Source organism: Luteibacter jiangsuensis (assembly GCF_030812295.1).
GTDB lineage: Bacteria > Pseudomonadota > Gammaproteobacteria > Xanthomonadales > Rhodanobacteraceae > Luteibacter > Luteibacter jiangsuensis_A.
Window position 1 is genome coordinate 1 of the sequence record NZ_JAUSSK010000001.1, and the last position, 24,120, is coordinate 24,120.

At 65.5% G+C, this 24,120-nt stretch carries 20 protein-coding genes and 3 tRNA genes; 18 read left to right on the top strand and 5 right to left on the bottom strand.

The features are described from left to right. Positions 1 to 218: 218 nt before the first annotated feature. Positions 219 to 2,591 (bottom strand): phosphoenolpyruvate synthase, encoded by a 2,373-nt coding sequence (gene ppsA, locus J2T07_RS00005; RefSeq protein ID WP_306846296.1) that lies wholly within the window; start codon positions 2,589 to 2,591, stop codon positions 219 to 221. Positions 2,592 to 2,794: 203 nt separating this feature from the next. On the opposite strand from ppsA, the gene ppsR reads away from it, so the two are divergent. Beyond that, entirely contained in the window at positions 2,795 to 3,610 is an 816-nt protein-coding gene (ppsR, locus tag J2T07_RS00010; protein ID WP_306846298.1) for a posphoenolpyruvate synthetase regulatory kinase/phosphorylase PpsR, read from the top strand. 32 nt (positions 3,611 to 3,642) lie between these two features. Then, on the top strand, positions 3,643 to 4,119 hold the full coding sequence (locus J2T07_RS00015) for a DUF1249 domain-containing protein (protein WP_306846300.1): 477 nt from the start codon (positions 3,643 to 3,645) through the stop codon (positions 4,117 to 4,119). 193 nt (positions 4,120 to 4,312) lie between these two features. Here the strand turns inward: J2T07_RS00015 and J2T07_RS00020 are convergent. The 3 genes from J2T07_RS00020 to J2T07_RS00030 form a co-directional block, all read right to left on the bottom strand. Next, positions 4,313 to 4,389, bottom strand: a tRNA-Asp gene (locus J2T07_RS00020). Between the two features lie 68 nt (positions 4,390 to 4,457). Continuing rightward, positions 4,458 to 4,533, bottom strand: a tRNA-Glu gene (locus J2T07_RS00025). 11 nt (positions 4,534 to 4,544) lie between these two features. Further along, positions 4,545 to 4,620: transfer RNA gene (locus J2T07_RS00030), tRNA-Ala, on the bottom strand. 205 nt (positions 4,621 to 4,825) lie between these two features. Here J2T07_RS00030 and J2T07_RS00035 point away from each other — a divergent pair. The 5 genes from J2T07_RS00035 to J2T07_RS00055 all read left to right on the top strand — a co-directional run bounded on the left by J2T07_RS00035 (position 4,826) and on the right by J2T07_RS00055 (position 10,036). Further along, positions 4,826 to 6,586 (top strand): cation:proton antiporter, encoded by a 1,761-nt coding sequence (locus J2T07_RS00035; RefSeq protein WP_306846302.1) that lies wholly within the window; start codon positions 4,826 to 4,828, stop codon positions 6,584 to 6,586. 163 nt (positions 6,587 to 6,749) lie between these two features. Continuing rightward, the gene (locus tag J2T07_RS00040) at positions 6,750 to 7,532 is read left to right on the top strand and encodes an FKBP-type peptidyl-prolyl cis-trans isomerase (protein ID WP_306846304.1); all 783 of its coding nucleotides are present in this window, start codon (positions 6,750 to 6,752) and stop codon (positions 7,530 to 7,532) included. 249 nt (positions 7,533 to 7,781) lie between these two features. Then, on the top strand, positions 7,782 to 9,131 hold the full coding sequence (locus J2T07_RS00045) for a UDP-glucose dehydrogenase family protein (RefSeq protein ID WP_306846307.1): 1,350 nt from the start codon (positions 7,782 to 7,784) through the stop codon (positions 9,129 to 9,131). Next, on the top strand, positions 9,124 to 9,336 hold the full coding sequence (locus J2T07_RS00050) for a SlyX family protein (protein ID WP_306846309.1): 213 nt from the start codon (positions 9,124 to 9,126) through the stop codon (positions 9,334 to 9,336). Before J2T07_RS00045 ends, J2T07_RS00050 begins: the two co-directional genes overlap by 8 nt. Positions 9,337 to 9,361: 25 nt before the next feature. Continuing rightward, positions 9,362 to 10,036 (top strand): DUF2058 domain-containing protein, encoded by a 675-nt coding sequence (locus tag J2T07_RS00055; protein ID WP_306846311.1) that lies wholly within the window; start codon positions 9,362 to 9,364, stop codon positions 10,034 to 10,036. A gap of 161 nt (positions 10,037 to 10,197) precedes the next feature. Here J2T07_RS00055 and J2T07_RS00060 read toward each other — a convergent pair whose 3' ends face one another. Then, entirely contained in the window at positions 10,198 to 12,255 is a 2,058-nt protein-coding gene (locus J2T07_RS00060; protein ID WP_306846313.1) for a 3-hydroxyacyl-CoA dehydrogenase NAD-binding domain-containing protein, read from the bottom strand. 162 nt (positions 12,256 to 12,417) lie between these two features. Between J2T07_RS00060 and J2T07_RS00065 the strand changes: the two genes are divergently transcribed. The 11 genes from J2T07_RS00065 to recO all read left to right on the top strand — a co-directional run bounded on the left by J2T07_RS00065 (position 12,418) and on the right by recO (position 24,116). Then, positions 12,418 to 12,900 carry a hypothetical protein gene (locus J2T07_RS00065; RefSeq protein WP_306846315.1) on the top strand — a complete coding sequence of 161 codons (483 nt, stop codon included), beginning with the start codon at positions 12,418 to 12,420 and terminating at the stop codon, positions 12,898 to 12,900. 12 nt (positions 12,901 to 12,912) lie between these two features. Continuing rightward, positions 12,913 to 15,429, top strand: a complete 2,517-nt coding sequence (locus tag J2T07_RS00070; protein WP_306846317.1) for a putative bifunctional diguanylate cyclase/phosphodiesterase — start codon at positions 12,913 to 12,915, stop codon at positions 15,427 to 15,429. A 159-nt stretch (positions 15,430 to 15,588) separates the two neighbouring features. Further along, positions 15,589 to 16,185, top strand: coding sequence for an RNA polymerase sigma factor RpoE (rpoE, locus tag J2T07_RS00075; RefSeq protein ID WP_306846319.1), 597 nt, complete (start codon positions 15,589 to 15,591; stop codon positions 16,183 to 16,185). Further along, positions 16,182 to 16,832, top strand: a complete 651-nt coding sequence (locus J2T07_RS00080) for a sigma-E factor negative regulatory protein (protein WP_306846321.1) — start codon at positions 16,182 to 16,184, stop codon at positions 16,830 to 16,832. Before rpoE ends, J2T07_RS00080 begins: the two co-directional genes overlap by 4 nt. Before the next feature lie 125 nt (positions 16,833 to 16,957). Continuing rightward, positions 16,958 to 18,379 (top strand): DegQ family serine endoprotease, encoded by a 1,422-nt coding sequence (locus tag J2T07_RS00085; RefSeq protein WP_306846323.1) that lies wholly within the window; start codon positions 16,958 to 16,960, stop codon positions 18,377 to 18,379. A 125-nt stretch (positions 18,380 to 18,504) separates the two neighbouring features. Further along, the gene (gene lepA, locus J2T07_RS00090) at positions 18,505 to 20,295 is read left to right on the top strand and encodes a translation elongation factor 4 (protein ID WP_306846325.1); all 1,791 of its coding nucleotides are present in this window, start codon (positions 18,505 to 18,507) and stop codon (positions 20,293 to 20,295) included. A gap of 98 nt (positions 20,296 to 20,393) precedes the next feature. After that, positions 20,394 to 21,296, top strand: coding sequence for a signal peptidase I (lepB, locus tag J2T07_RS00095; RefSeq protein ID WP_306846327.1), 903 nt, complete (start codon positions 20,394 to 20,396; stop codon positions 21,294 to 21,296). Between the two features lie 139 nt (positions 21,297 to 21,435). Beyond that, entirely contained in the window at positions 21,436 to 21,810 is a 375-nt protein-coding gene (locus tag J2T07_RS00100) for a DUF4845 domain-containing protein (protein ID WP_306846329.1), read from the top strand. Positions 21,811 to 21,816: 6 nt separating this feature from the next. Next, positions 21,817 to 22,473 carry a ribonuclease III gene (rnc, locus tag J2T07_RS00105; RefSeq protein WP_430539308.1) on the top strand — a complete coding sequence of 219 codons (657 nt, stop codon included), beginning with the start codon at positions 21,817 to 21,819 and terminating at the stop codon, positions 22,471 to 22,473. Continuing rightward, on the top strand, positions 22,470 to 23,402 hold the full coding sequence (gene era, locus J2T07_RS00110; RefSeq protein ID WP_306846333.1) for a GTPase Era: 933 nt from the start codon (positions 22,470 to 22,472) through the stop codon (positions 23,400 to 23,402). The genes rnc and era overlap by 4 nt, the downstream gene beginning before the upstream one ends. A gap of 21 nt (positions 23,403 to 23,423) precedes the next feature. Then, entirely contained in the window at positions 23,424 to 24,116 is a 693-nt protein-coding gene (gene recO / locus J2T07_RS00115; RefSeq protein WP_306846335.1) for a DNA repair protein RecO, read from the top strand. Positions 24,117 to 24,120 lie beyond the last annotated feature (4 nt).

The following is a 24,120-nucleotide window of genomic DNA, read 5'->3' on the forward strand; positions in this document are numbered from 1 at the left end:
GGGGGGTTTTTTTGTGGCTCCCCCGCCGTCCCCGCGCCCCCAAAACTCGCGGCCCCCCACACCCCCGCCGCCTCAAACCCCAACCCCGCCCGGGGGGGGCCCCCCGGGGGGGGGGGGGGGGGGGGGCCCCCCGACCCTGTCGGCGATGGGGGGCAAGACGACCCAACAGGATGAGGTGGCCCTCAGGACCGCCTCACTGCCTTCTCATCCCACCTTCCTCAACCGGCCTTTTTCTTGGCCAACCGCAGCCAGGTGTCGACCACGGTGTCCGGATTGAGCGACATCGATTCGATGCCCTGTTCCATCAGCCACTCCGCCAGGTCCGGATGATCGGACGGGCCCTGGCCGCAGATGCCCACGTACTTGCCCTTGTCGCGTGCCGTCTTGATCGCCATGGCGAGCAGCTTCTTCACCGCCGGGTCGCGCTCGTCGAACAGGTGGGCCACGATGCTCGAATCGCGATCCAGGCCCAGGGTGAGCTGTGTGAGATCGTTTGAACCGATGGAGAAGCCGTCGAAGATGTCGAGGAATTCGTCCGCGAGCAGGGCATTGGACGGCACCTCGCACATCATGATCACCTTCAGGTCGTGCTCGCCCTGGACCAGACCGTTCTGGCGGAGTACCTCGATCACCTTGCGGCCTTCGTCGAGCGTACGCACGAAGGGAATCATCACCCATACGTTGGTGAGGCCCATGGTCTCGCGCACGTACTTGGTCGCCTTGCACTCGAGCGCGAACGACTCGGCGAAGCCCGGATCGACATAACGGCTGGCGCCGCGGTAGCCGATCATCGGGTTCTCCTCGTGCGGCTCGTAGCGCGAGCCGCCGATCAGGCCGGCGTATTCGTTCGACTTGAAGTCGGACAGGCGCACGATCACCGGCTTCGGATAGACCGATGCGGCGATGGTCGCGATGCCTTCGGCGAGACGGTCGACGTAGAAGGAGACCGGATCCTTGTAACCCTGGATGCGTGCATCGATGCGCGCCTTGGTTTCCGCGTCCTGCTTGCCGTATTCCAACAGCGCCTTCGGGTGCACGCCGATGTGGCTGGCGATGATCATTTCCAGGCGCGCCAGGCCGATACCGGCATTGGGCAACATGCCGAAGTCGAAGGCACGCTCGGGATTGGCCACGTTCATCATGATCTTCAGCGGCGCTTCCGGCATCGCGCCCAGGTCGGCGGTGATGCGGTCGAACTTCAACGTGCCTTCATAGATCGTGCCGGTGTCGCCTTCGGCGCAGGAGACGGTGACTTCCGCGCCGTCGGGAATCGCCTCCAGCGCGTTGCCGCAGCCGACCACGGCGGGCACGCCCAGCTCGCGGGCGATGATCGCCGCGTGGCAGGTACGGCCACCGCGATTGGTCACGATCGCCGCGGCACGCTTCATCACCGGCTCCCAGTCGGGATCGGTCATGTCGGCCACGAGCACGTCGCCGGGCTGGACCTTGTTCATGTCGGCGAGCGACCGGATCACCCGGGCCTTGCCGGCACCGATCTTCTGGCCGATGGCGCGGCCTTCGGTGAGCACCTTGCCCTTTTCGTTGAGCTGGAAGCGCTCCAGCGTGGTCGCGTGGTCGCGCGATTTCACCGTCTCCGGGCGCGCCTGGACGATGTAGAGCTTGCCGGTGTGGCCGTCTTTCGCCCATTCGATGTCCATCGGGCGGCCGTAGTGCTTCTCGATGACGAGCGCCTGGCGCGAGAGCTCTTCCACGTCGGCGTCCGCGATGCAGAAACGATGGCGATCCTCGACCGGGGTCTCCTCGATGCGCACGCGCTCGCCCGGCTGGTCGGAATAGACCATGCGCTGCTGCTTCGCGCCGAGGCTGCGGCGGAGCACGGCCGGCTTGCCTTCGCGCAGCGTGGGCTTGAAGACGTAGAACTCATCCGGATTGACGGCGCCCTGGACGACCATCTCGCCCAACCCGTACGAGCCGGTGACGAAGACCACGTCGCGGAAGCCGGATTCGGTATCCAGGGTGAACAGCACGCCGGATGCGCCGATGTCGGAACGGACCATCAGCTGCACGCCGGCGGACAGGAACACGTCCTCGTGCTTGAAGCCCTGGTGCACACGATAAGCGATGGCCCGGTCGTTGTAGAGCGAGGCGAAGACCTCCTTCACCTTGCGCAGGATATCGTCGATGCCGACGACGTTGAGGAAGGTTTCCTGCTGGCCCGCGAACGAGGCATCGGGAAGATCCTCGGCCGTGGCGGAGGAACGCACGGCCACCGCGATATCGGTGGCGCCGGCGTCCTTGCACAGCTTGATGTAGGCATCGCGGATGGCCTGCTCGAGGTCGGCGGGCAGGGCGGTATCGATGATCCAGCCACGGATCTCCTTGCCGCCCCGGGTCAGCTCGTCCACATCGTCCACGTCCAGCGTGGCCAGGCGCTCCTGGATACGCTTCGCGAGGCCGCTCTTCTCGAGGTAGGTCTGGAAGGCGTCGGCCGTGGTGGCGAAGCCGCCAGGCACGGAGACACCCAATTTCGCCAGGTTGCCGATCATCTCGCCAAGGGAGGCGTTCTTGCCGCCCACCTTGCCCAGGTCGGTCATGCGTAGCGCGTCGAGCCAAAGTACCAGGTCGCTCAAGGGAAGGTCCTCACAATCGGTTCGTCGGTATCGGTTCGTCGGTTTTGCGGCGGGCCGCGCTAGAAAATCCATATATTGTCGGGGGGCGGTCGGCGCCGAAACAAGGCGCGATGCACAAACGTTCAGCGATGATGCGGGGTGGATTGTTATCGCGGCGTCTTGAGCTAAGGTGGATCCATGGACCACCGCAGGGAAAATGACCGATGCGTCGCACCGTGTTCTTCATCTCCGACTCCACCGGCATCACGGCCGAGACCATCGGCAACAGCATGCTGGCCCAGTTCGAGGGGGTGCAGTTCGATACCCACCGGCTGCCCTTCATCGACAATCCGGCCAAGGCCGAGGCAGCCAGCCTGCGGATCAAGACCAAGTACGCCCAGGACGGCCAGCGTCCCATCGTGGTCAATACGATGACCTCGCGGACGTTATGCGACATCGTGGCCGGCAGCGGGGCGCTGATGCTCGACGTCTTCGCCCCTTTCATCGAGCCGCTGGAGGCGGAACTGGGCGCGAAACAGTCCGGCGCCGTCAACCGCTCCCACGGCCTGGTCGATTTCGAGCGCTACGAGGCCCGTATCGAGGCCACCAACTACGCCCTGGCCCACGACGACGGGCTGGACGTGGACTACAACCAGGCGGACGTGGTGCTGGTGGGGGTCTCCCGCTCGGGCAAGACACCCACCTGCCTGTACATGGCCTTGCATTACGGTGTCTGCGCCGCCAACTATCCGCTCACGGACGACGACCTCGACAAGCTGGAGCTGCCGACGCGTCTACGCCCTTATCGCAGCCGGTTGTTCGGTCTCACCATCGACCCGATCCGCCTGGCGCAGATTCGCGAGCAGCGCCGTCCCGGCAGCCGCTACGCCACGCTGAAGCAGTGCCGCTGGGAACTCGAACAGGCCGACAGGCTGATGCGGCGGGAGAACATTCCGGTCCTCAACACGACGCACACCTCGATCGAGGAGATTTCGAGCAAGATCTTCGAGTACCTCGGTATCGAACGCCATATGTATTAGACGAGAACGTTTCACGGAGTACCGCGACCCCCATGACCGCCGTCATCGAACGCCCCATCGCCCTTATCCCGGGACGCTTCGAGTTCCTGATGGGACTCTATGCGGAGAACTACCACCGGCTGGCACGGCTGTTCGCACCGCAGCGGCTGGCGCCGGGCCGGTACATTTCGGACGTGGACGATGGACTGAAGGTGCGCCTGGACGTGCAGGAGAAACATCCGTATACGCTCGAGCTGGAACTCACCTACGACTTCGTCGACGAGGCGACCGGACAGCCTTCACCTTCGGCGCAGCTGCGCATGTACACCGATGCGCACGTGGCCGAGGCCATGCATTGCCATCCGGGCCGCAAGCTGTGGCAGGTGCTGGGGCCGTTTCCGCCCGCCCGCACGGTATTGCAACACCGGCTGCGCATGAACGGCTTCCTCAGCCGCTGGCTGGAATACCTGGCGGAGCAGGGCCATTCGATCGGCACCCTGGAGCGCGTGGGCGACGTCCCGGCCGAGTGAGCTGACTAGCGAGTGAGCTGACCAGATGGTGGGAGCCGCCTGAGGTGGGAGCCGACCCTGTCGGCGATGGGTGCTTGCCGTAACGTGGCCCGCTGCCGCGGGATCGCCGACAAGGTCGGCTCCCACCAATCCATCGGGCCTTGAATTCAGGGCAAAAAAAACCCGCCGGATGGCGGGATTCTTTTGGAGGTAATGGCGGAGCGGACGGGACTCGAACCCGCGACCTCCGGCGTGACAGGCCAGCATTCTAACCGACTGAACTACCGCTCCACACTACGTTCCACTTCCAACAACGACCAACTTCCTTCGTCCTTTACACTCTCCGGCGAACCGAAAAGTGGCGTCCCCACGGGGATTCGAACCCCGGTCGCCACCGTGAAAGGGTGATGTCCTAGGCCTCTAGACGATGGGGACGTACTAGAAGTTGGTGGAGCCAGCCGGGATCGAACCGGCGACCTCCTGCATGCCATGCAGGCGCTCTCCCAGCTGAGCTATGGCCCCCTGCTGGAAGCCGCAAAGATTACGTCCGACCCGTGACTTCGTCAAGCATTCGTTACATTTTTTTTGAATTTATTTTCGACGAAAGGGGGAATGCCGAGACCTGGCACGTACTTGCGGTGAAGTGCGTTCCACCGCTTTCTTCACCTCGTGTGCTTCGGCGGCGGCACACCGGTTAACCTGTCCTTCCATACCTACAGGGACAGGCATGCACGGCATCGTTTTCATCCAGGACCTGGCCACGGTGATGCTCGTCGCCGGACTCACGACGGTGCTTTTCCAGCGTCTGAGGCAGCCCGTGGTGCTCGGCTACATCATCGCCGGCGTGCTCATCGGTCCGCATACGCTGCCGGTGATCTTCATCCACGACGAGGAAACGATCCGTACCTTGTCCGAACTGGGCATGATCCTCCTGCTGTTCGCGTTGGGCCTGGAATTCAGCTTGAAGAAGCTGCGGGCGGTGGGTGGCGCCGCCCTGGTCGCCGCCTTCGCCGAAATCGTGTTGATGGTCTGGATCGGGTACGAGATCGGCCGCTTCTTCGGCTGGTCGGCCATGGATTCGTTGTTCCTCGGCGCCATGCTTTCGATTTCCTCCACCACCATCATCATGAAGGCGCTCGAGGACCTGGGCCTGAAGCGCGAGCGCTTCGCCCAGCTGATGTTCGGCATCCTCATCGTCGAGGACCTGCTGGCGATCGTGCTGATGGCCCTGTTGACCGGTATCGCCGGTACCGGCGGTGTCGAGGCGGGGCAAGCGCTGGCGGCGGTCGGCCGGCTCGGCCTGTTCATGGCGGTGTCGCTGGTGGTGGGGCTGCTGCTCGTGCCGCGCGTCGTCGACTACATCGCGCGGGTAAGCCGCAACGACGTGCTGCTGGTGGCGGTGCTCGGCATCTGCTTCGGCTTCTGCCTGCTGGTGACGGAAATGGGCTACAGCGTCGCGCTGGGGGCTTTCATGATCGGCGCGATCGTCGCGGAATCGGAAAGCGTGATGCGGATCGAACGCATCGTGATGCCGGTGCGCGACATGTTCAGTGCGATCTTCTTCGTCGCCATCGGCATGCTGATCGACCCCGACCTCCTGCTGCAATACGCCTGGCCGATCACCGTGGTCACGATCGCGGTGGTCCTGGGCAAGGTCATCACCTGCAGTTTCGGCAGCTTCGTGGCGGGCAACGACGGGCGCACCTCGCTTCGCGTGGGCATGGGCCTGGCGCAGATCGGCGAGTTCTCGTTCGTCATCGCCTCGCTCGGCCTGACGCTCAAGGTGACCAGCGATTTCCTCTATCCCGTGGCCGTGGCCGTGTCGGCCATCACCACCTTCCTCACGCCTTACCTCATCCGTTCGTCGGACCCGTTGGCACGCTTCATGGGCCGGATATTGCCCTCGCGCTTCACGGGCGTGTTCGCCGCCTATACGGAATGGATGGGCAACCTCGGCCTGCAGGGGCAGGGCGCCATCGTGATGAAGATGATCCGCCGGCTCGTCTGGCACGTGATCATCAACACGGCGCTGGTGGTCGCCGTGTTCATCATCGTGGCCTTCGCCTATCGCCGGGGTTTCCTGCACCTGGACATGTTCAGCGACCGGCCGACGGTGCAGCGCAGCCTGGCCTGGTCCATCGCGGCGCTGCTCTCCCTGCCGATGGTCGTGGCCACCTACCGCAAGGCGGGGGCCCTGGGCATGCTGCTGGCGGAGCTATCCATTCCCGACCGGTTCGGCGCGCGCACCTACAAGATCCGCTCGGTGCTGGGCCGGATCATCCCCCTGATGGCCATGCTGGTGCTGGGCCTGCTGGTGGCGGCGCTGGCCTCGACCATCCTCCCGCCCCGGGAGGTCGCCCTGGTCCTGGTCCTGATCGGCATCGGCCTGACCTGGCTGCTCTGGCGGGCGCTGGTCCAGGTCCATGCCCGGCTCCAGGCCGCGATCCGGGATACCCTGGAAAAACCGGGCCAGGATCGCCACGAGTGACCCAGTCCTCATTTCGATGAAAGGTTCCTGAACTTTTCATGTGAAACCTTGTCTCTCGCCCCGTCATTGCAAGCAGGGCGCGAACCACCGCACAATGGCGTTTCCGCCTCCACAAGGAGGTGTACCGGCGGCGTCGCCGATCTTTCTAGAGAGGGAGTACCGAATGAAGCACTTTTTGCGTCCCACGATGACGGCCGTCGCCCTGGCGGTTGCGCTGGGTACGGCCGCGGGCGCATCCGCCCAGGCCGCCAAGCCGGCTGCCTCCGCGGCACCGGTCGATAAACAGAAGGCCAGCTATGTCGTGGGTTGGGACCTCGCCAGCTCGCTTCCGCCGCTCGTCGCGAAGGAAGTCGATGCCGCCACGGTCGCCAAGGCACTGCAGGCTGCGCTGTCGGGCCAGAAGCCGACCATGTCGGAAGCCGAGGCCAAGTCGGTTCGCGAAGCGTTCGTCGCCCAGCTGAAGGTCAAGGCCGAGGCGGAGTACAACAAGGTCGCCGCCCAGAACAAGCAGGAAGGCGATGCGTTCCTGGCCAAGAACAAGTCGGCTGCGGGCGTGAAGGTCACTTCCTCCGGCCTGCAGTACCAGGTCGTCCAGGCCGGTACCGGCCAGCGTCCGGGTCCGAACGACACCGTGACCATCAACTACACCGGCACCTTCGTGAACGGCGAGAAGTTCGACTCCTCGGCCGACCACCAGCCGGCTGGTCCGGCCCAGATCCCGCTCGCCGCGGTGATCCCGGGCTTCCGCGAGGGCCTGCAGCTGATGCAGACCGGCGGCAAGTACAAGCTGTTCATTCCTTCGAACATCGCTTACGGCGCCAAGCCGGAAAATGGCTTCCCGCCGAACGCGACGATCATCTTCGACGTCGAACTGCTCAAGACCGGCCCGACCCCGGCCGGCCAGGGCCCGGGTGCTCCGGGTGCCGCGCCGCAGGGTGGCAAGTAAGCCCTAAAGGCTTACTGGCGATATCGAAAGGGCGCGGAGCGATCCGCGCCCTTTTTCTTTGGTGGGAGTCTGGGGTCTTGCCACACCCTGGTGGGAGCCGGCCTTGTCGGCGATCCCGCGGCAGCGGGCCAGGTTGCGGCAAGCACCCATCGCCGACAGGGTCGGCTCCCACCGGCTTGGTTTGTTTGCCGCGCGTGCCGGACTACAATTGCCCGTTACGACGAGCCTGTCGAAAGCTCCGGGAGCTTCATGAAAGTCACGATCTTTGGAACCGGCTATGTGGGTCTCGTCACCGGGGCTTGCCTGGCCGAGATGGGCAACCATGTCGTCTGCGTGGATGTCGACGCCGGCAAGGTCGAGCGGCTGAAGCATGGTGACGTTCCGATCTACGAGCCGGGCCTGGAGCCCATGGTCATCCGCAACCATGCGGACGGGCGCCTCGATTTCACGACGGATGCCGCACCCGCCATCGCCCATGCCGACATCGTGTTCATCGCGGTCGGTACGCCACCCGACGAGGATGGCAGCGCCGACCTGCAGTACGTGCTGGCCGTGGCCAAGACCATTGGCGACCACATCGACCGCTATACCGTGGTGGCGAACAAGTCGACCGTGCCCGTGGGCACCGCCGATCGCGTGCGCGCCGCGGTGGCCGCGCGACTGGAAGAGCGCGGTGTCGACGTGCCGTTCGATGTCGTTTCCAACCCTGAATTCCTCAAGGAAGGCGACGCCGTCGAGGATTGCCTGCGCCCGGATCGCATCATCGTCGGTGCGTCGAGCCAGAAGGCCATCCGCGTGCTGCGGAAATTGTACGCCGCGTTCAATCGCAACCACGATCGCATGGTGGTGATGGATGAGCGTTCGGCCGAACTGACCAAGTACGCCGCGAACGCGATGCTGGCGACCAAGATCAGCTTCATGAACGAGATCGCGAACATCGCCGAGCACGTCGGTGCCGACGTGGAACTGGTGCGCCAGGGTATCGGTGCCGATCCGCGCATCGGTTACCACTTCATCTATCCCGGCGCCGGCTACGGGGGCTCCTGCTTCCCGAAGGATGTGCAGGCGCTGGCGCGCACCGCGCATTCGGTGGGCTACCAAGCGCGCCTGCTCGACGCGGTGGAAGCGGTGAACGATGCGCAGAAGTCGCGGCTGTTCACCCTTCTCTCGAAGCATTTCGATGGCAAGCTGAAAGACCGCACCATCGCCGTGTGGGGCCTGGCCTTCAAGCCCAATACCGACGACATGCGCGAAGCCTCCAGCCGTCGTCTCATGGAACAGTTGTGGGAGGCTGGCGCCCGCGTTCGCGCATTCGACCCGGAAGCCGCGGAAGAAACCCGCCGCATCTACGGCGATCGTGACGACCTCACGCTGGTCGAGCGTCCCTACGCCGCGCTCGAAGGTGCCGATGCGCTGGTCATCGTCACCGAATGGAAGGCTTTCCGCAGCCCTGACTTCGGGCGTGTGAAATCGCTGCTCGTATCGCCGGTGATTTTCGACGGCCGCAATCTTTACGATCCGGTCGTGGTCGAGGAAGCCGGCATCGCGTACTACGGCATCGGTCGTGGGCGTAGCCTCGCGGGGCACGATCGTGGCTGATCTGGATGAACGCGTGGTCGAACTAGAGGTGCGTCTCGCCTTCATCGACGACACCGTCAACGCGCTTTCATCGGCCGACGCGGAAATCGCCCGCCGGCTCGACCTACTGGAACGAGCCGTGCGCGACCTGCGTTCGGATCTCGTGAACATGCGCGCGGGGCTGGGCAGCGATGCCGCCAACGAACCTCCGCCGCCGCACTACTGAAGCATTCGAACGAGCCTTACCGATCATGGCAGAGTCCCTGCGCGACCAGTTGTTGAAGAGTGGCCTCGTGAAGGAAATTCGCGAGGAAAAACGGAAGTCGGCGCCTCCGGCGCGGCAGGGTGGCAATACCTCCGCCAGCGGCCAGCCGTATGCCGGCGATCGCCCGAAGCAGGGCGGCAAGCCGCATGGCGGCGGTAACGCCCGGAACAAGGGCGGTCAGAATCCGGCGGGTCGTCCGCCCCGCCACGCGGGCAAGCCGGGTGCGCCCGCGCAACGCCCGCCGCGCAAAGATGGCGAGATCGACCTTGCCAAGGCTTATGCGATCCGCGCGCAAAATGAAGCCGCCGAGCGCCGCAGGGTGGAGGCGGAGGCGGCCGAGCAGGCACGGTTGCGCAAGGAGAAGAAGCGCAAGGTCGAGGATCTGCTGAAAGGCAAGGCTCTCAACCTGCCCGATGCCGACCAGGTGCGTCATTTTCCGTATGGAGAGAAGATTCGCCGCGTGTACGTCGACGCCGCGCAGCTGGCCGCCTTGAATGCCGGGGAACTCGGCGTCGTGCAGCAGGGGGGGCGTTACCTGGTGGTGGACAAGGCGGTGATCGAAGCATTGCGCGGCATCGCGCCGGAGTTCATCGCACTGATGGTCGATCCGAACGCGGCGGACGAGTCGGACGATGGGGTGCCTGACGATTTGATGTGGTGAGTGAGGTGAGTCCGCGCTGTCGCGCGGATCGCCGCTGAAGCGGCTCCCACCAAGCAACAGCATCGCCGACAGGGTCGGCTCCCACTAGGGTCTGCGCAGGTCTTGGGTGGGAGCCGACCCTGTCGGCGATGGCTCGGAGCCTTGAGTAGCCAGCCGGCGAGCTACGCAGCCGGAGCGGATAGCTCCGGATTCTCCCAGCCTTCCTTTCTGGCGAAGCGCGCGCCGTGCTTCTGCTCGAGCTTCGCCAGGCGTTCGCGCACCGCGGCCACGCCCTCGCTGCGCACATACTGGATGGGACCGCCGCGGAAGGGCGCGAAGCCCGTGCCGAAGATGACGCCCGCATCCAGCAGGTCGGCATCGTCGACGACGCTCTCGGCCAGACAGGCGATCGCTTCGTTGATCATGGGCAGGATCATGCGGTCCTGGATGTCCGGTGGCGGGACGTAGTCCGGATCGACTTCCGGTTTGTCCGGCTTGCCGTCCTTCCACACGTACAGGCCTTCGCCATTCTTCTTGCCGCGCTTGTTCGCGGCGAGCCGGTCTTCCAGGCCCTGTGGAATCTCCAGGCCGAGGAAAGGCGCGAGTTCCTTACCCACCGAGGCGCAGACATCGAGTCCGACGGTGTCGGCCAGTTCGATCGGTCCCATGGGCATGCCGAATTTCTTCGCTTCGCGGTCGAGCACCGGCCCCGGTACGCCTTCGTTGTACAGGCGCATCGCTTCCATCAGGTAAGGCATGAGGATGCGGTTGACCAGGAAGCCCGGCGTTCCCTTCACCGGCACGGGAAGCTTGCCGATCGCCTTGCAGAAGGCGAGGGCGCGCTTTTCGATCGCGGGATCGAGGGCGTCGTGGCGCACCACTTCCACCAGCGGCATCTGCGCCACCGGGTTGAAGAAATGCAGGCCGAGGAAACGTTGCGGCGCCTTCAGGCCCTGGCGGAGTTCGTCCAGCGGGATGGAAGACGTGTTGCTGGCGAGGATCTCGTCGGCCTGGAATTGCGGCTCGATCGCCGCATAGAGCGCGTGCTTGGCTTCGGGGTTCTCGAAGATGGCCTCGATGGCGAGATCCGCATCGGCGACGCCCTTGCCCTCCACGTCGGCGCGCAGGCGGGCGACGGCGGCATCGACCTTGGCCGGCGCCCGCAGTTTCTTCTCGAACAACGCGCGGGCACGCTTGATCGCGGGTTCGACGAAACGGAGTTCGCGGTCCTGCAGCGTCACGTCGAAGCCTTTGAGCGCGGACCACGCGGCGATATCGCCACCCATCGTGCCGGCACCCACCACGTGCACGTGCTTGATGCCGTGATCCGTCCCGCCGCCGAGCCCCTTGAGGCGTTCCTGCAGGAAAAAGATGCGGATGAGGTTACGCGCGGTCGACGTCGTGGCGAGTTTCGCCACCGACTTCGCTTCCAGCTTGAGGCGTTGCTGGATGTTGCCGCCGCCACGTGCCCAGACGTCGATCAGCGCGAACGGGGCGGGGTAGTGCTCCCGGCGCACCTTGGCGGCCGTCTGCTTGCGCACCATGGGCGCGAGGATGGCCCGCGCGGGCAGGGTGTTCGTGGCCCATGCCTTGGCCCGCTGCGCGAACGGCCGCACCTGCGGACGCCTTGCCAGGTCGCGGGCCTCGGCCAGGAGTTCGTCGGGACGGGCGAGGCGATCGACCAGGCCGACGGCTTTTGCGCGGCGTGCGTTGAACGGTTTTCCGGTGAGCATGGCTTGCAACGCATCCGGTGCGCCGATCAGGCGCGGCAGGCGGGCGCTGCCACCCCATCCCGGATGGATGCCGAGCATGACCTCGGGCAAGCCGATCTTCGTGGCATCGTCATCGGCGGCGATGCGCAGGCGGCAGGCCAGCGCGAGTTCGGTACCGCCACCCATGCAGGCGCCGTGGATGGCGGCGACGGTCGGGCAGGGCAGGCGGGCGAGGCGTTCGAAGACGCGCTGGCCGTTCTCGATATTGTCGAGCACGGTGCCGGTCTGCGCATACTCCACGAATTCCCGGATATCGGCGCCCACCGCGAAACCCAGGGGCTTCGCCGAGTGGATGACGACTCCCTTGGGGTTTTCGATGGCGAGGCGCTCGACGAGGGTGTCCAGTTCGTCGAGCACCTCGCGCGACAGCGCGTTGGCGCTGGCGCCCTCGCGATCGAGGGTGAGGACGACGATGCCGTCGTCGCCCACGCTGGTCTTCCAGTGCTTGAATCGAAGTCCTTCGAACATGGCGGGTCGTACGGTGGCGAATGAGCGCATCACCATACCTTTCCGCCGGGACGAATGCGAGATACCCCGCCGTATGGTGTGCCCCTGGGCGGGCGGGGCGACGGCTGGCGCGGGGCCGGGGATGGGCGGATACTTCGCGCCACTCAAGCCGATCGACTGCCGATGTCCGTGGATGCCAACGTAGGAAACGATGTCTTCGACCGCATTCTGTCGGCCTCGGGACCCCTGGTCGCCCTGAAGACGAACGACCCGGCCCTGCTGGTCGAGCAGTTCCGCCTGGTCGCCCGGCGCACCGGGCAGGCCGTCTACCTTTGGCGCCATGCCGAGGGGCTGGTGAGCCTGCGTGACGCGCAGATGCGCGTACCGGGCTGCCTGCGCCTGGGCGATGCCCTGCGCTACATCTCGCAGAGCCTTCACTTCGGCGTGTACCTCCTCGACATGCCCACCGGCGTGCCCAGCGCCACCGACGGTGCACTTTTACGGCAACTTTCGCGCGCGCAGACCGGACATGTCCGCCGGGTCGTGCTGCTCGGTGCGAGCCCCAGCCTGCTCGCCACCTTCGAGAACGACGTTGTGCGCGTGGAAGCCGACTGGCACGCGCGCTCGGCGGCACCCCGGTTGCGCGACGGTCGCTGGGTGGTCTGAGCGATGGCTGGCATGAAGGAATCCATCGGCGTGCTCATCTTCACGCCGCGGCGCGATATCCGCCGCGCGGTCTTCGATGCGCTCGACATGGATGGCGACTTCGTGCTGCTGAGCGCGCGCGATGCCACCCAGCTGGAAGCGCTGCTCGCCGACGCACCACCCTTGCACGTGGCCGTGTTCGGCGCGGATGGCAGCGCGGACATGGCCCAGGGCCTGCGCATCCTGCGTGCTTCACCGAGGTATGCCTCGGTGCCGGTCGTCCATGTCGTCGACGACCGTCCGGGCGTGGCACCGGAAGGCGCCGTGGACTGGTTGCGCGAAGGCGCCATCGGTGTCGAGCTGGCGCAACGGGTGCGCGCGGCCATTCGTGGGCCGGCACCCGCGATCGGCCCCGAACCGCCGGACTGGCGCTTCGCCTTCGACGCCGGCGCGGCCTGGGTGATCGCCTCGACGCCCGGCGGATGCGTCGTCGAGAGCGGCGCGGCGATGGACCGGCTCTTCGCCGGCGAGGGGCCTGTGCAAGGGCGCCTGCTGGCGGAGATCTTCGCGCTGGCGGACGGCACCGCGTGGCCGGTGCCCGATGGCGAGGGGCTGGCCTGCACCCTGCGCCGTCGTGACGGTGACGACATAGGCGGCGAGGTCGACGTCCGCCATATCGTCGACCGTGGCGAACACCGCATCGCCGTCGGTTTCCGCGACATGCGCGCCGTGGACATGGCGGAGCGCGCACTGTCCTTGCTCGCCGTGCTGGACGCCTGTTCCAGTGACGACGAAGGGATGGGCGAGGCCGCGGCGATGCTCGCCGATGCCCTCGAACTCGACGTCGTGGCCGTCTGGTCGGCACTTCCCGAGAGCGAATACGGCCCCGAGGTGCTCGCGCGGATATGGAACGGGCCTGGTTCCGTCGAATGGCCCGACGCCTCCGACCTGCCGTTGCTCAAGGTGTGCCTTGGCGGCGAGACACTGTCGCGGCTCGCCGCCGGCGAGGACGCGCCGGTGACCGATCCCCTCATCGACACGCTGGGCCTGCGTTCCTATGTATTGTTGCCCTTGCTGGACGAGCGCCGCAGCGTGCTCGGTGCCTTGCTCGCCGGCCGTCGCCGGACGGCCGGCGATGCACGTGTCCTCGGTCCCGCGTTACGCGCGGCCACCGCCCGGTTCGCCTCCGCGCTCGAACTGCGCCGGGCACGTGAGCAGGGCCGGGTGCGTGGGCTCATCGATACGCTCACCGCCCTGCCGAACCGACTGCTCTTCAACGACCGGCTCGAGACCACGATCCGCGAAGCGGAACGCACGGGCGAATGCTTTGCCACGCTGCTGGTCGACCTCGACCGCTTCAAGGGCATCAACGAGACGCTGGGTCACGGCGTGGGCGATCAGGTGCTCACCGCCCTGGCCAAGCGCCTGCGCGCCAGCGTACGTGCCTCCGACACCGTTGCGCGCTATGCGGGAGACGAGTTCACCCTGATCCTGCGCCATATCATCAAGCGCGACGACGTGTTGCGCATCGCCGAAAAAATAGTCCAGGCCATGGAGGTGCCGTTATCGCTGGAAGACGGTTCCGAACTCCAGGCGACCATCTCCGTCGGCATTTCGTTCTTTCCCGATGACGCCGTCGAGGGCGAGCTACTCCTGCGCCATGCCGACGAGGCGATGTACGGCGCGAAGAGCCTGGGCCGCAACAACTACCAGATCTACGCCGCCAACGTGGACGCCGCGCAGCAACAGCAGGCCGAGCTGAAGGTCCGTCTGCGCCATGCGGTACGCAACGACGAGCTGCGCGTGTTCTACCAGCCGCAGGTCGACGCCGTCACCGAGGACATCATCGGCATGGAGGCTCTGGTCCGCTGGGAGCACCCCGAGCTGGGCATGATCAGCCCGGCCTTCTTCATCCCGCTGGCCGAGGCAAGCGGCTTGATCGTGCCGATAGGCGAGTGGGTGCTGCGCACGGCCTGCGCACAGGCCAAGGCATGGGAAGCACGGTATGGACTGGGCCTGCGGATCGGCGTGAACCTGTCGGCGGTGCAGCTCATGCAGCAGAACCTCGCGGCCGTCGTGGCCTCCGCGCTACAGGACACCGGGCTGGATCCGCGGCAACTCGAACTCGAGGTCACCGAGAGCATCAGCGTGAAGACCGTGCCGCACCTGGTCGAGACGCTCGACGCCCTGCATGCGATGGGCTGTGGCATCGCCATCGACGATTTCGGCACCGGTGCGGCCTCGCTCGACTACCTGCGCCGGTTGCCGGCCGACCGGATCAAGATCGACCAGAGCTTCGTCCGCAACATCGGCGTGGACCCCGACGACGAAGCCATCGTCCGCGCCACCATCGACGTGGCCCACCGGCTCAAGCGCGGGGTGGTGGCCGAGGGCGTCGAGATCGAGCAGCACCTGCAGTTCCTTCGTGCGAACGGCTGCGACGAGCTGCAGGGCTACCTGTTCTGCCGGCCGCTGCCCGTACCGAGCTTCGAGAAGCTGCTGGCCGAACGGGAGCGCCTGGTGAGCGAAGGGCAGGCCGTCCCGGCCTGATACCCTGTGGGGGGTGGGGCTCCCGCTTGAGGTCCAGGTTCGGGCCCGCATGTCCCCCAGTGGGGACGACTCCGGACCGTCCACAATGAACTTGCAAGGCGCCCGCATGTCTCAGCTGCGCCCGCGACTGGCCCCGATAGAGTTGAGGAGACGGCCCGGATGGGCGAAAACGAATTGGATCAAGCACTTGTCGAACGGGTGCAGCAAGGGGATCGCCGCGCCTTCGACCTGCTGGTCCGCAAGTACCAGCACAAAGTCATCGCGCTGATCTCGCGCTACGTGCACGACCGGACCGAGTGCGAGGACATCGCCCAGGAAGCTTTCGTGCGCGCCTGGCGCGCGCTGAAGTCCTTCCGGGGCGAGAGCGCGTTCTACACCTGGCTGTACAAGATCGCCGTGAACACGGCCAAGAACCACCTGGTGGCCATGGGCCGCCGCCCGCCCACCGGCGATATCGACATCGAGGATGCCGTCTACGTGCCCGGGGCCACCCGCATGCACGAAAGCGCCACCCCCGAGCGTGAAATGATGCGTGAACAGGTGGAACAAACGGTGTTTTCCACTGTCCAAGCCTTGCCCGAAGAACTTCGGGCCGCGATTACCCTGCGCGAGGTGGATGGCAAGAGCTACGAGGAGATTGCCGTCATCATGGACTGTCCCATTGGAACCGTCCGTTCGCGTATTTTCAGGGCTCGTGAAGCCATCGACCAGAAACTGCGGCCGCTGTTGTCCGACCGCGAGGACCACAACCCATGAGCGAAGCCAATCGGGAAATTCTCTCCGCCGGTATGGACGGAGAGCTGTCACGGGAGGAAATCCGCTTCCTGCTACGTCGTCTCGAGGCCGATCCGGTCCTCGCCGATACGTGGGCGCGCTTTCATGTGGCGCGTGACGGACTGCGCAAGCAGGGTGCGCCGCTGGCCTCCGGCGATTTCGCCAGCCGGGTCATGGCGGCCATCGAGGCGGAGCCCAGCACCGTGGCCGCCCCGCGCAGGCGCTGGTTGCAGTGGTCGGCGGGTGGCGCCATCGCTGCCAGCGTCGCGGTTGCCGCATTGATGATCTCCCAGCCCGCCGGCAACCGTCCGGGCACGGCGGATATCGCCCAGCACGCACCCACCGTCGGAGATTCCCCGCTGGCCGATGCCACGCCCGCACCTGCCGCGGCACCCGTCGCGCCGCAGTGGCTCAGCGGTGGCAGCAGCATGGCCTCCCAGTTCACCCAGAAGGCCGCCTTCGACAGTTCGGAAGACGGCGGAGCCGCGGCCTACCTGCCGCGTTCAACGCCTTACCAGATTCACCGCGCCCGGGCCGCCACAGCCCCGGAAGGCAATGGCTACATGCTGATGATCCGTCCCGACGGTACCCGGTATGTGCAGCCGGTCGTCGTGCCGCAGGCTCGCTGAGCCACGGCGCATGTTCCGCACGCGCCTGACGTCCCCGGGCGCGTTTATTCTCTGAAGTTAGTAACGATACGTGCGGGGTCATTCCTCGCACGGGCAGCCGTGGTTAGGTAAAAAGGAGGAAATCGATGGCTCACTGGCATGCACGCGCGCTACTCGGTGGCGCACTGCTCGTGGTAACGGCGGGCGCGCAGGCGCAATCGTTGCCGGATTTCACCGGCATCGTCGAAAAATATGCGCCCGCCGTGGTTCACGTGGAAGCGAAGACAACGGGGGCGGCCCGTAAGACACGCGGCAGCCCCGACGCCGCGCCCGACGACCAGGAAGAGCTGCTGCGGCGATTCTTCGGCATGCCGGGCGTGCCCACGCCACCGCGCGAGCAGACCTCGCTGGGCTCGGGTTTCATCATTTCCGCGGACGGCTACATCCTCACCAACGATCATGTCGTCGACGACGCCGACGAGGTGAAGGTCCGCCTGCAGGATCGCCGCACCTTCACCGCGAAGGTCGTCGGCAAGGATCCCCAGTACGACATCGCGTTGTTGAAAGTGGACGGCGGTGCATTGCCGACGGTCACCATCGGCGATTCGCGCACGGTGAAGCGGGGCCAGTGGGCCCTTGCCATCGGTTCGCCGTTCGGCCTGGACGCCACCGTGACCCATGGCATCATCAGTGCTGTCGGCCGTAACCTCGGCAGCGGCGACCAGCCGTATACGTCCTTCATCCAGACGGACGTGCCGATCAATCGCGGCAACTCGGGCGGGCCGCTGTTCAACCTCCAGGGCCAGGTCATCGGCGTGAACTCGCAGATCTACTCCACATCGGGCGGTTACCAGGGCCTCTCGTTCTCGATCCCGATCGATGTCGCGATGAACGTCGTGCAGCAGATCAAGGAGAAGGGCTATGTGTCGCGGGGCATGCTCGGCGTCACCGTGCAGCCTGTCGACCAGTTCGTGAAGAATCTCGACCTTCCCGACGCCAACGGAGCCCTCGTGGCGCAGGTCACCCCTGGAAGCGGCGCCGACAAGGCCGGTATCAAGCAGGGCGACGTGATCCTCTCGTTCAACGGCACGCCGATCACCCAGTCGCCTGACCTGCCGCCCCTGGTCGGTATCACCAAGCCGGGTTCCATGGCGAAGGTGGAGATCCTGCGCGACCACAAGAAGCAGGTGCTCGACGTCAAGGTCGGCGAGCTGCCGCGCGACAAGAACGCCCTGGCCGCCGCGGCCGGTGGCGACGAGGGGCCGGCCGGCGGTTCGGCCGCGGCCCTGGGCATGTCCGTGCAGGACATCGATGCCTCGGCCCGCGCGGAACTCGGCCTGAAGGCGGGCGAGGGCGTGGTGGTCAGCCGGATCACCGGGCGCGCCGCGGCAAATGCCGGCCTGCAGTCGGGCGACGTGGTCCTCATGGTCAACCAGAAGCGTATCGGCAGCGCCGCCGCCTTCCGTGATGCCGTAAAGGGCATCAAGCCCGGCGATACGGCCATGCTCCTGGTCCGCCGCGACGATTCCACCCGCTTCGTCGGGGTTACCGTCCCAAGCGAGCGCTGAGGCCAGGCCGGCCGCCGCTCGGCGGCGGTCGGCCTTCCATGCGATAATGCGGGATTCGCGCTGGCCAAAAGGCCGGCGCGCGTCGTTCGCGCCGCGAGCGATGGTGAACGTGACCACGGCGCTCCATGGAACTCATCCGCAACTTCTCCATCATTGCCCACATCGACCATGGCAAGTCGACCTTGGCCGACCGCATCATCCAGTTGTGCGGCGGTTTGTCCGAGCGCGAAATGGAAGCGCAGGTGCTCGACAACAATCCGATCGAGCGCGAGCGCGGCATCACCATCAAGGCCCAGTCGGTATCGCTGCCGTACAAGGCGCGTGACGGCAAGACCTATCAGCTGAATTTCATCGACACTCCCGGACACGTCGACTTCTCGTACGAGGTCAGCCGCTCGTTGTCCGCATGCGAAGGCGCGCTGCTGGTCGTCGATGCCGCGCAAGGCGTCGAGGCGCAGTCCGTCGCCAACTGCTATACGGCGATCGAGCAGGGCCTGGAGGTGATTCCGGTCCTCAACAAGATCGACCTGCCCACGGCGGACATCGAGAAGGCCAAGGCCGAGATCGAGGCCGTGATCGGCCTGGATGCCAGCGACGCGATTCCCGTCAGCGCGAAGACCGGCCAGAACGTGGTCGAGGTGCTGGAAGCCATCATCCAGCGCATTCCCGCGCCGAAGCCGGGCGACACGGACAAGCTGCAGGCGCTGATCATCGACTCCTGGTTCGACAACTACCTCGGCGTCGTATCGCTGGTCCGCGTCATGCAGGGCGAGATCCGCCCCGGTGACAAGATCCTGGTCATGTCCACCGGCCGCACGCATCTCGTCGACGACGTCGGCGTGTTCACTCCGAAGCGGAAAAAGCTCGAGCGGCTCGCGGCCGGCGAGGTCGGTTGGATCAACGCGTCGATCAAGGACGTCCACGGCGCGCCGGTGGGCGATACGCTCACCCACGCCGGCAAGCCGGCGGCGGCTCCGCTGCCGGGCTTCCAGACCATGAAGCCGCGCGTGTTCGCAGGCCTCTTCCCGGTCTCGGCCGACGATTATCCCGCCCTGCGCGAGGCGTTGGACAAGCTGCGCCTCAACGACGCCGCCATGTTCTTCGAGCCGGAAAGCTCCGAGGCGATGGGCTTCGGTTTCCGTTGCGGCTTCCTCGGCATGCTGCATATGGAAATCGTGCAGGAGCGCCTCGAGCGCGAATACGATCTCGATCTCATCACCACCGCGCCGACCGTCGTCTACGAGGTGCTGAAGACCGATGGCAGCGTGCTGGCCATGGACAACCCGGCGAAGCTCCCGCCGCCGCAGCAGATCACCGAGATCCGCGAGCCGATCATCGTCGCGACCATCCTCACGCCGGGCGACTACGTCGGCAACGTGATCAAGCTGTGCGAAGAGAAGCGCGGCGTGCAACTGACTATCCAGTACCTGGCCACCCAGGTCCAGGTCACCTATGAATTGCCCCTGGCCGAGGTTGTCCTCGACTTCTTCGACCGCCTGAAATCCGTCTCGCGCGGCTATGCGTCCATGGACTACCACCTGGAACGTTTCGACGCGGGTCCATTCGTTCGGGTGGACATCCTGATCAATGGCGATCGCGTGGACGCACTGAGCCTGATCGTGCATCGTTCGCACGCCGACCGTCGTGGCCGGGAACTTGTGGAGCGAATGAAGGATCTGATTCCGCGCCAGCAGTTCGACGTGGCCATTCAGGCGGCGATCGGCGCGGCCGTCATCGCCCGCTCCACGGTGAAGGCGCTGCGCAAGAACGTCCTCGCCAAGTGCTATGGCGGCGACGTGTCGCGCAAGAAGAAGCTGCTTGAGAAGCAAAAGGAAGGCAAGAAGCGCATGAAGCAGGTCGGCAGCGTGGAGATCCCACAGGAAGCGTTCCTGGCCGTGCTCAAGGTGGACAAGTGAGCGCCGCCGTCGCGGCATGACCTTTCACCTATGGAACCCCGGCGCCGGATGCGCCGGAATGGGCCTCACGGCCCCTCGACACGACTGATGGAGTTGGCATGGCGGCATTCGATTTTTCGGCGATCCTACTAGGCCTCACGGTCCTCTTCGGAGTGATCTGGCTGTTCGATCGCCTGTTCCTTGTGAAGGCGCGTCGCGCCCGGGCGGAAGCCGCCGGCACGGAGCAACCGGAACCCTGGCCGGTCGACTGGGCGCGCTCGCTGTTCCCGGTGATCCTGGTGGTGCTCATCCTGCGCTCGTTCGTGGCGGAGCCCTTCCGTATCCCTTCCGGCTCGATGATGCCGACGCTCGACGTCGGGGATTTCATCCTGGTCAACAAATTCGCCTATGGCCTGCGCATGCCGGCCTTCAACAACAAGCTGGTCGAGAACGGCGAGCCCCGCCGTGGCGACGTCGTGGTCTTCCGATTCCCCGGTTACGTGTGCAAGGACGAAAACGGCAAGACCATCCGTAGCGGCGACATCACCTGCCAGGATCCGCACGCCCCGGTGGCCAGCGAGAACTGGATCAAGCGTGTTATCGGCCTGCCGGGCGACCGTATCGAAACCCGTGGCAGCGAGCTTTACATCAATGGTGAGCGCGTGGGGGCGGACGAGATCGGCCCGTTCAAGGGCAGCATGAACCGTCCCGAGGACCGCCTGCTGATGACCTATGGGTCGAAGCTCTACACGGAGCACCTGGGCAGCATCAATCACACGATCGCGCTGACCCCGGCTTTCAACATGCCCCAGGACATCCCCAACGCGGCCGTCCCGTCCGAAGTGCCCAAGGGCTGCTATATCGTCATGGGCGACAACCGCATGAACAGCACCGACAGCCGTTGGTGGGGCTGCATGCCCGAGCAGAACCTGGTCGGCAAGGCGTTCTTCGTCTGGCTTGCCTGGCGCGGCCCGGGCAACGGCTGGCTCGATTTTTCCAAGATGGGCAAGGTCATTCATTGACCGAACGGAGGCCTCCGTCACGCCGGCGGGCGTTGCGGATGGCGCCGGACAAGGTAATCTCCGCTGCGGGGCGCGTATCGCGCCCCGCACGCATTCACCGTCTTGAACAGGGGAGCCGCCGTGGCGGCGGGACACGATCATGAAATCCAGGCAATCGGGTATTACTCTCATCGGCTTCGTCATCGTGCTGCTCGTGCTGGGCTTCTTCGCCTTCATGGCCATGAAGCTGGTGCCTGCCTACATCGAGTTCTTCGGCGTGAAGAAGGCGATGAGCCAACTGGCGACGAGCGGCAACACGCAGGACCTCGACAGCATCCGCCGCGACCTGATCTTCAAGATGGGCTTCCAGTACGTCGACGATGCGACGATCCAGCCCAAGGACATCACGCTTGATCGCAGCGGCAACGGCGCCACGCTGAACGTGAACTACGAGAAGCAAATCCATTTCATCTACAACATCGACTTCCTCCTGCACTTCGACAACGCCGTGCAGTTGAGGAATCCGTCCATGTAACGAGCGATCGTGCAGTTTCCCCATTCCTTCCGTAACCCCGACCTCGCGACCCTGGCGCTGACGCATCGAAGCGCCGGCCGGCCGAACAACGAGCGCCTGGAATTCCTCGGTGACGCCCTGCTGGGCGTCACGGTGGCCGAATTGCTCTTCGAGGCCCATCCTAACGCGAGTGAAGGCGAGCTCTCGCGGTTGCGCGCACAGCTGGTCAACGGCCAGGCGCTGGCGGTGATCGCACGTGAACTCGAATTGGGAGACATCCTCAAGCTGGGGCCGGGCGAGCTCAAGAGTGGCGGCTACCGGCGCGACTCGATCCTGGCCGACGCCTTCGAAGCCCTGGTGGCGGCGGTCTACCTCGACGATGGATACGACGCCTGCCGCCAGGTCGTACGCAGGCTCTTCATGCCCCGTGTGGCAGAAATCAAACGTTCCAGCAAGGATGCGAAGACGCGCCTGCAGGAGTGGTTGCAGGGCAGGGGCATGCCGCTACCCGTTTACGAACTCACCGACAGTTACGGCGAAGACCATGCCAAGATCTTCGATGTCAGCTGTTCCATCGACGAACCCGAGCCAATCCGCGTCGAAGGGCGCGGTGGCAGCCGGCGCGCCGCCGAGCAGGACGCCGCCGAAGCGGTGCTCCGCCGCCTGCTGGAAAACAAGATATGAATGACATCGACATCACTGAAAACGACTCCGTCGTCGACGACGACTTCCGCTGCGGTTACGTGGCCCTCGTCGGTCGTCCCAACGTCGGCAAGTCGACGCTGCTCAACGCCCTCATCGGCGTGCGCCTGAGTATCGTCAGCCACCGTCCGCAGACCACGCGCCATCGCATCCTCGGTATCGCCAGCAAGCCCCAGGGGCAGATCCTCTACGTGGACACCCCGGGACTGCACCGTGGCGGCAAGCGGGCGATGAACCGCAGCCTCAATCGCGCCGCGCGCGCGGCGATCACCGAGGTCGACCTGGCCGTGCAGGTGATCGAGGCCGGCCGCTGGACCGACGAGGACGCGACGATGTACGCGGCGCTCGCCGAGCAAAAGGATATGCCGAAGCTGCTGGCGATCAACAAGGTCGACCTGCAGAAGGACAAGACGGTCATGCTGCCCTTCGTCGCCGACCTGATGCAGAAGCATCCGTTCGACGACGTCTATTACGTCAGCGCGTTGAAATCCAAGGGGCTTTCCGGCCTGGAGAAAGGCATCCTGAAGCGGCTGCCGGAGCAGGCCGCGATCTACGGCGAAGACGAGATCACCGACCGCAGCGAACGCTTCCTCGCCGCGGAGATGGTCCGCGAGCAGCTGATGCTGCGGTTGGACCAGGAACTGCCGTACGCCACCACGGTGGAAATCGAAGCCTTCCAGGATCGTCCCGACGGTATCGCCGAGGTACACGCCGTGATCTGGGTCGAGCGCGATGGCCAGAAGGCCATCGTCATCGGCGAAGGCGGTGCACAGCTGAAGGCTATCGGCACGTCCGCGCGCAAACAGATGGAGAACCTGTTCGAACGCAAGGTCTTCCTCAAGTTGTGGGTCAAGGTGCGCGAGGGCTGGGCCGACGACGAAAACCTGCTCAAGCGTTTCGGCTACGAATAAACGGGCCGGCCGCCGGTCGCGATGCGCATCGAGCAACAACCCGCCTTCGTCCTCCACGCCCGGCCCTACCGGGAAACCTCGTTGCTGGTCGAATGCCTGACCCCCGACTACGGCCGCATCGGCGTCGTCGCGCGGGGAGTACGCAAGGAGCGGGCGCGCCTGCAGCGCGCCCAGCTCGAGCCGTTCCAGCGTATCCAACTGGACATGCTCCTGAAGGGTGAGCTGGCCACGCTTCGCGGCGCGGAACCTTCCGGCGCGGTGATGAGGCTGACCGGTGATGCCGGGCTCGCCGGCCTGTACCTCAATGAGCTGGTGGTCCGACTCACGGGGCGACAGGATCCGAATGCGGCACTGTTCGCTTTCTACGAACGCACGTTGAGGCGGATGGCAGCGGGCGAGCCGTTGGCCTGGACCCTCAGGCGCTTCGAGCGCGACATGCTCGACTCATTGGGTTATGCGCTGCAGCTGGATGTGGACGCGGTCCAGGGCGAGCCGCTCGAACCCAAGGCGACGTATTTCTATGACCCCGAATCCGGTGCCATGCCGGGGCGTGCCGGCGATCCCCAGGCGATTCGTGGTGCCGACTTGCTGGCGCTGGCCGCCGACCAGGCGCCGGACACCGCCGGACTGGCGTCGCTACGGCGCATGATGCGCCAGGTGATCGGGTTCCATCTCGGCGGGGGCGAGCTGCGCGCATGGCGGGTGCTTCGCTGACCGG

Coding starts and splice junctions, on each gene's coding strand:
- ppsR (WP_306846298.1), top strand. CDS start 2,795: ATGCGTCGCACCGTGTTCTTCATCTCCGACTCCACCGGCATCACGGCC.
- J2T07_RS00015 (WP_306846300.1), top strand. CDS start 3,643: ATGACCGCCGTCATCGAACGCCCCATCGCCCTTATCCCGGGACGCTTC.
- J2T07_RS00035 (WP_306846302.1), top strand. CDS start 4,826: ATGCACGGCATCGTTTTCATCCAGGACCTGGCCACGGTGATGCTCGTC.
- J2T07_RS00040 (WP_306846304.1), top strand. CDS start 6,750: ATGAAGCACTTTTTGCGTCCCACGATGACGGCCGTCGCCCTGGCGGTT.
- J2T07_RS00045 (WP_306846307.1), top strand. CDS start 7,782: ATGAAAGTCACGATCTTTGGAACCGGCTATGTGGGTCTCGTCACCGGG.
- J2T07_RS00055 (WP_306846311.1), top strand. CDS start 9,362: ATGGCAGAGTCCCTGCGCGACCAGTTGTTGAAGAGTGGCCTCGTGAAG.
- J2T07_RS00060 (WP_306846313.1), bottom strand. CDS start 12,255: ATGTTCGAAGGACTTCGATTCAAGCACTGGAAGACCAGCGTGGGCGAC.
- J2T07_RS00065 (WP_306846315.1), top strand. CDS start 12,418: ATGTCCGTGGATGCCAACGTAGGAAACGATGTCTTCGACCGCATTCTG.
- J2T07_RS00070 (WP_306846317.1), top strand. CDS start 12,913: ATGAAGGAATCCATCGGCGTGCTCATCTTCACGCCGCGGCGCGATATC.
- rpoE (WP_306846319.1), top strand. CDS start 15,589: ATGGGCGAAAACGAATTGGATCAAGCACTTGTCGAACGGGTGCAGCAA.
- J2T07_RS00080 (WP_306846321.1), top strand. CDS start 16,182: ATGAGCGAAGCCAATCGGGAAATTCTCTCCGCCGGTATGGACGGAGAG.
- J2T07_RS00085 (WP_306846323.1), top strand. CDS start 16,958: ATGGCTCACTGGCATGCACGCGCGCTACTCGGTGGCGCACTGCTCGTG.
- lepA (WP_306846325.1), top strand. CDS start 18,505: ATGGAACTCATCCGCAACTTCTCCATCATTGCCCACATCGACCATGGC.
- lepB (WP_306846327.1), top strand. CDS start 20,394: ATGGCGGCATTCGATTTTTCGGCGATCCTACTAGGCCTCACGGTCCTC.
- J2T07_RS00100 (WP_306846329.1), top strand. CDS start 21,436: ATGAAATCCAGGCAATCGGGTATTACTCTCATCGGCTTCGTCATCGTG.
- era (WP_306846333.1), top strand. CDS start 22,470: ATGAATGACATCGACATCACTGAAAACGACTCCGTCGTCGACGACGAC.
- recO (WP_306846335.1), top strand. CDS start 23,424: ATGCGCATCGAGCAACAACCCGCCTTCGTCCTCCACGCCCGGCCCTAC.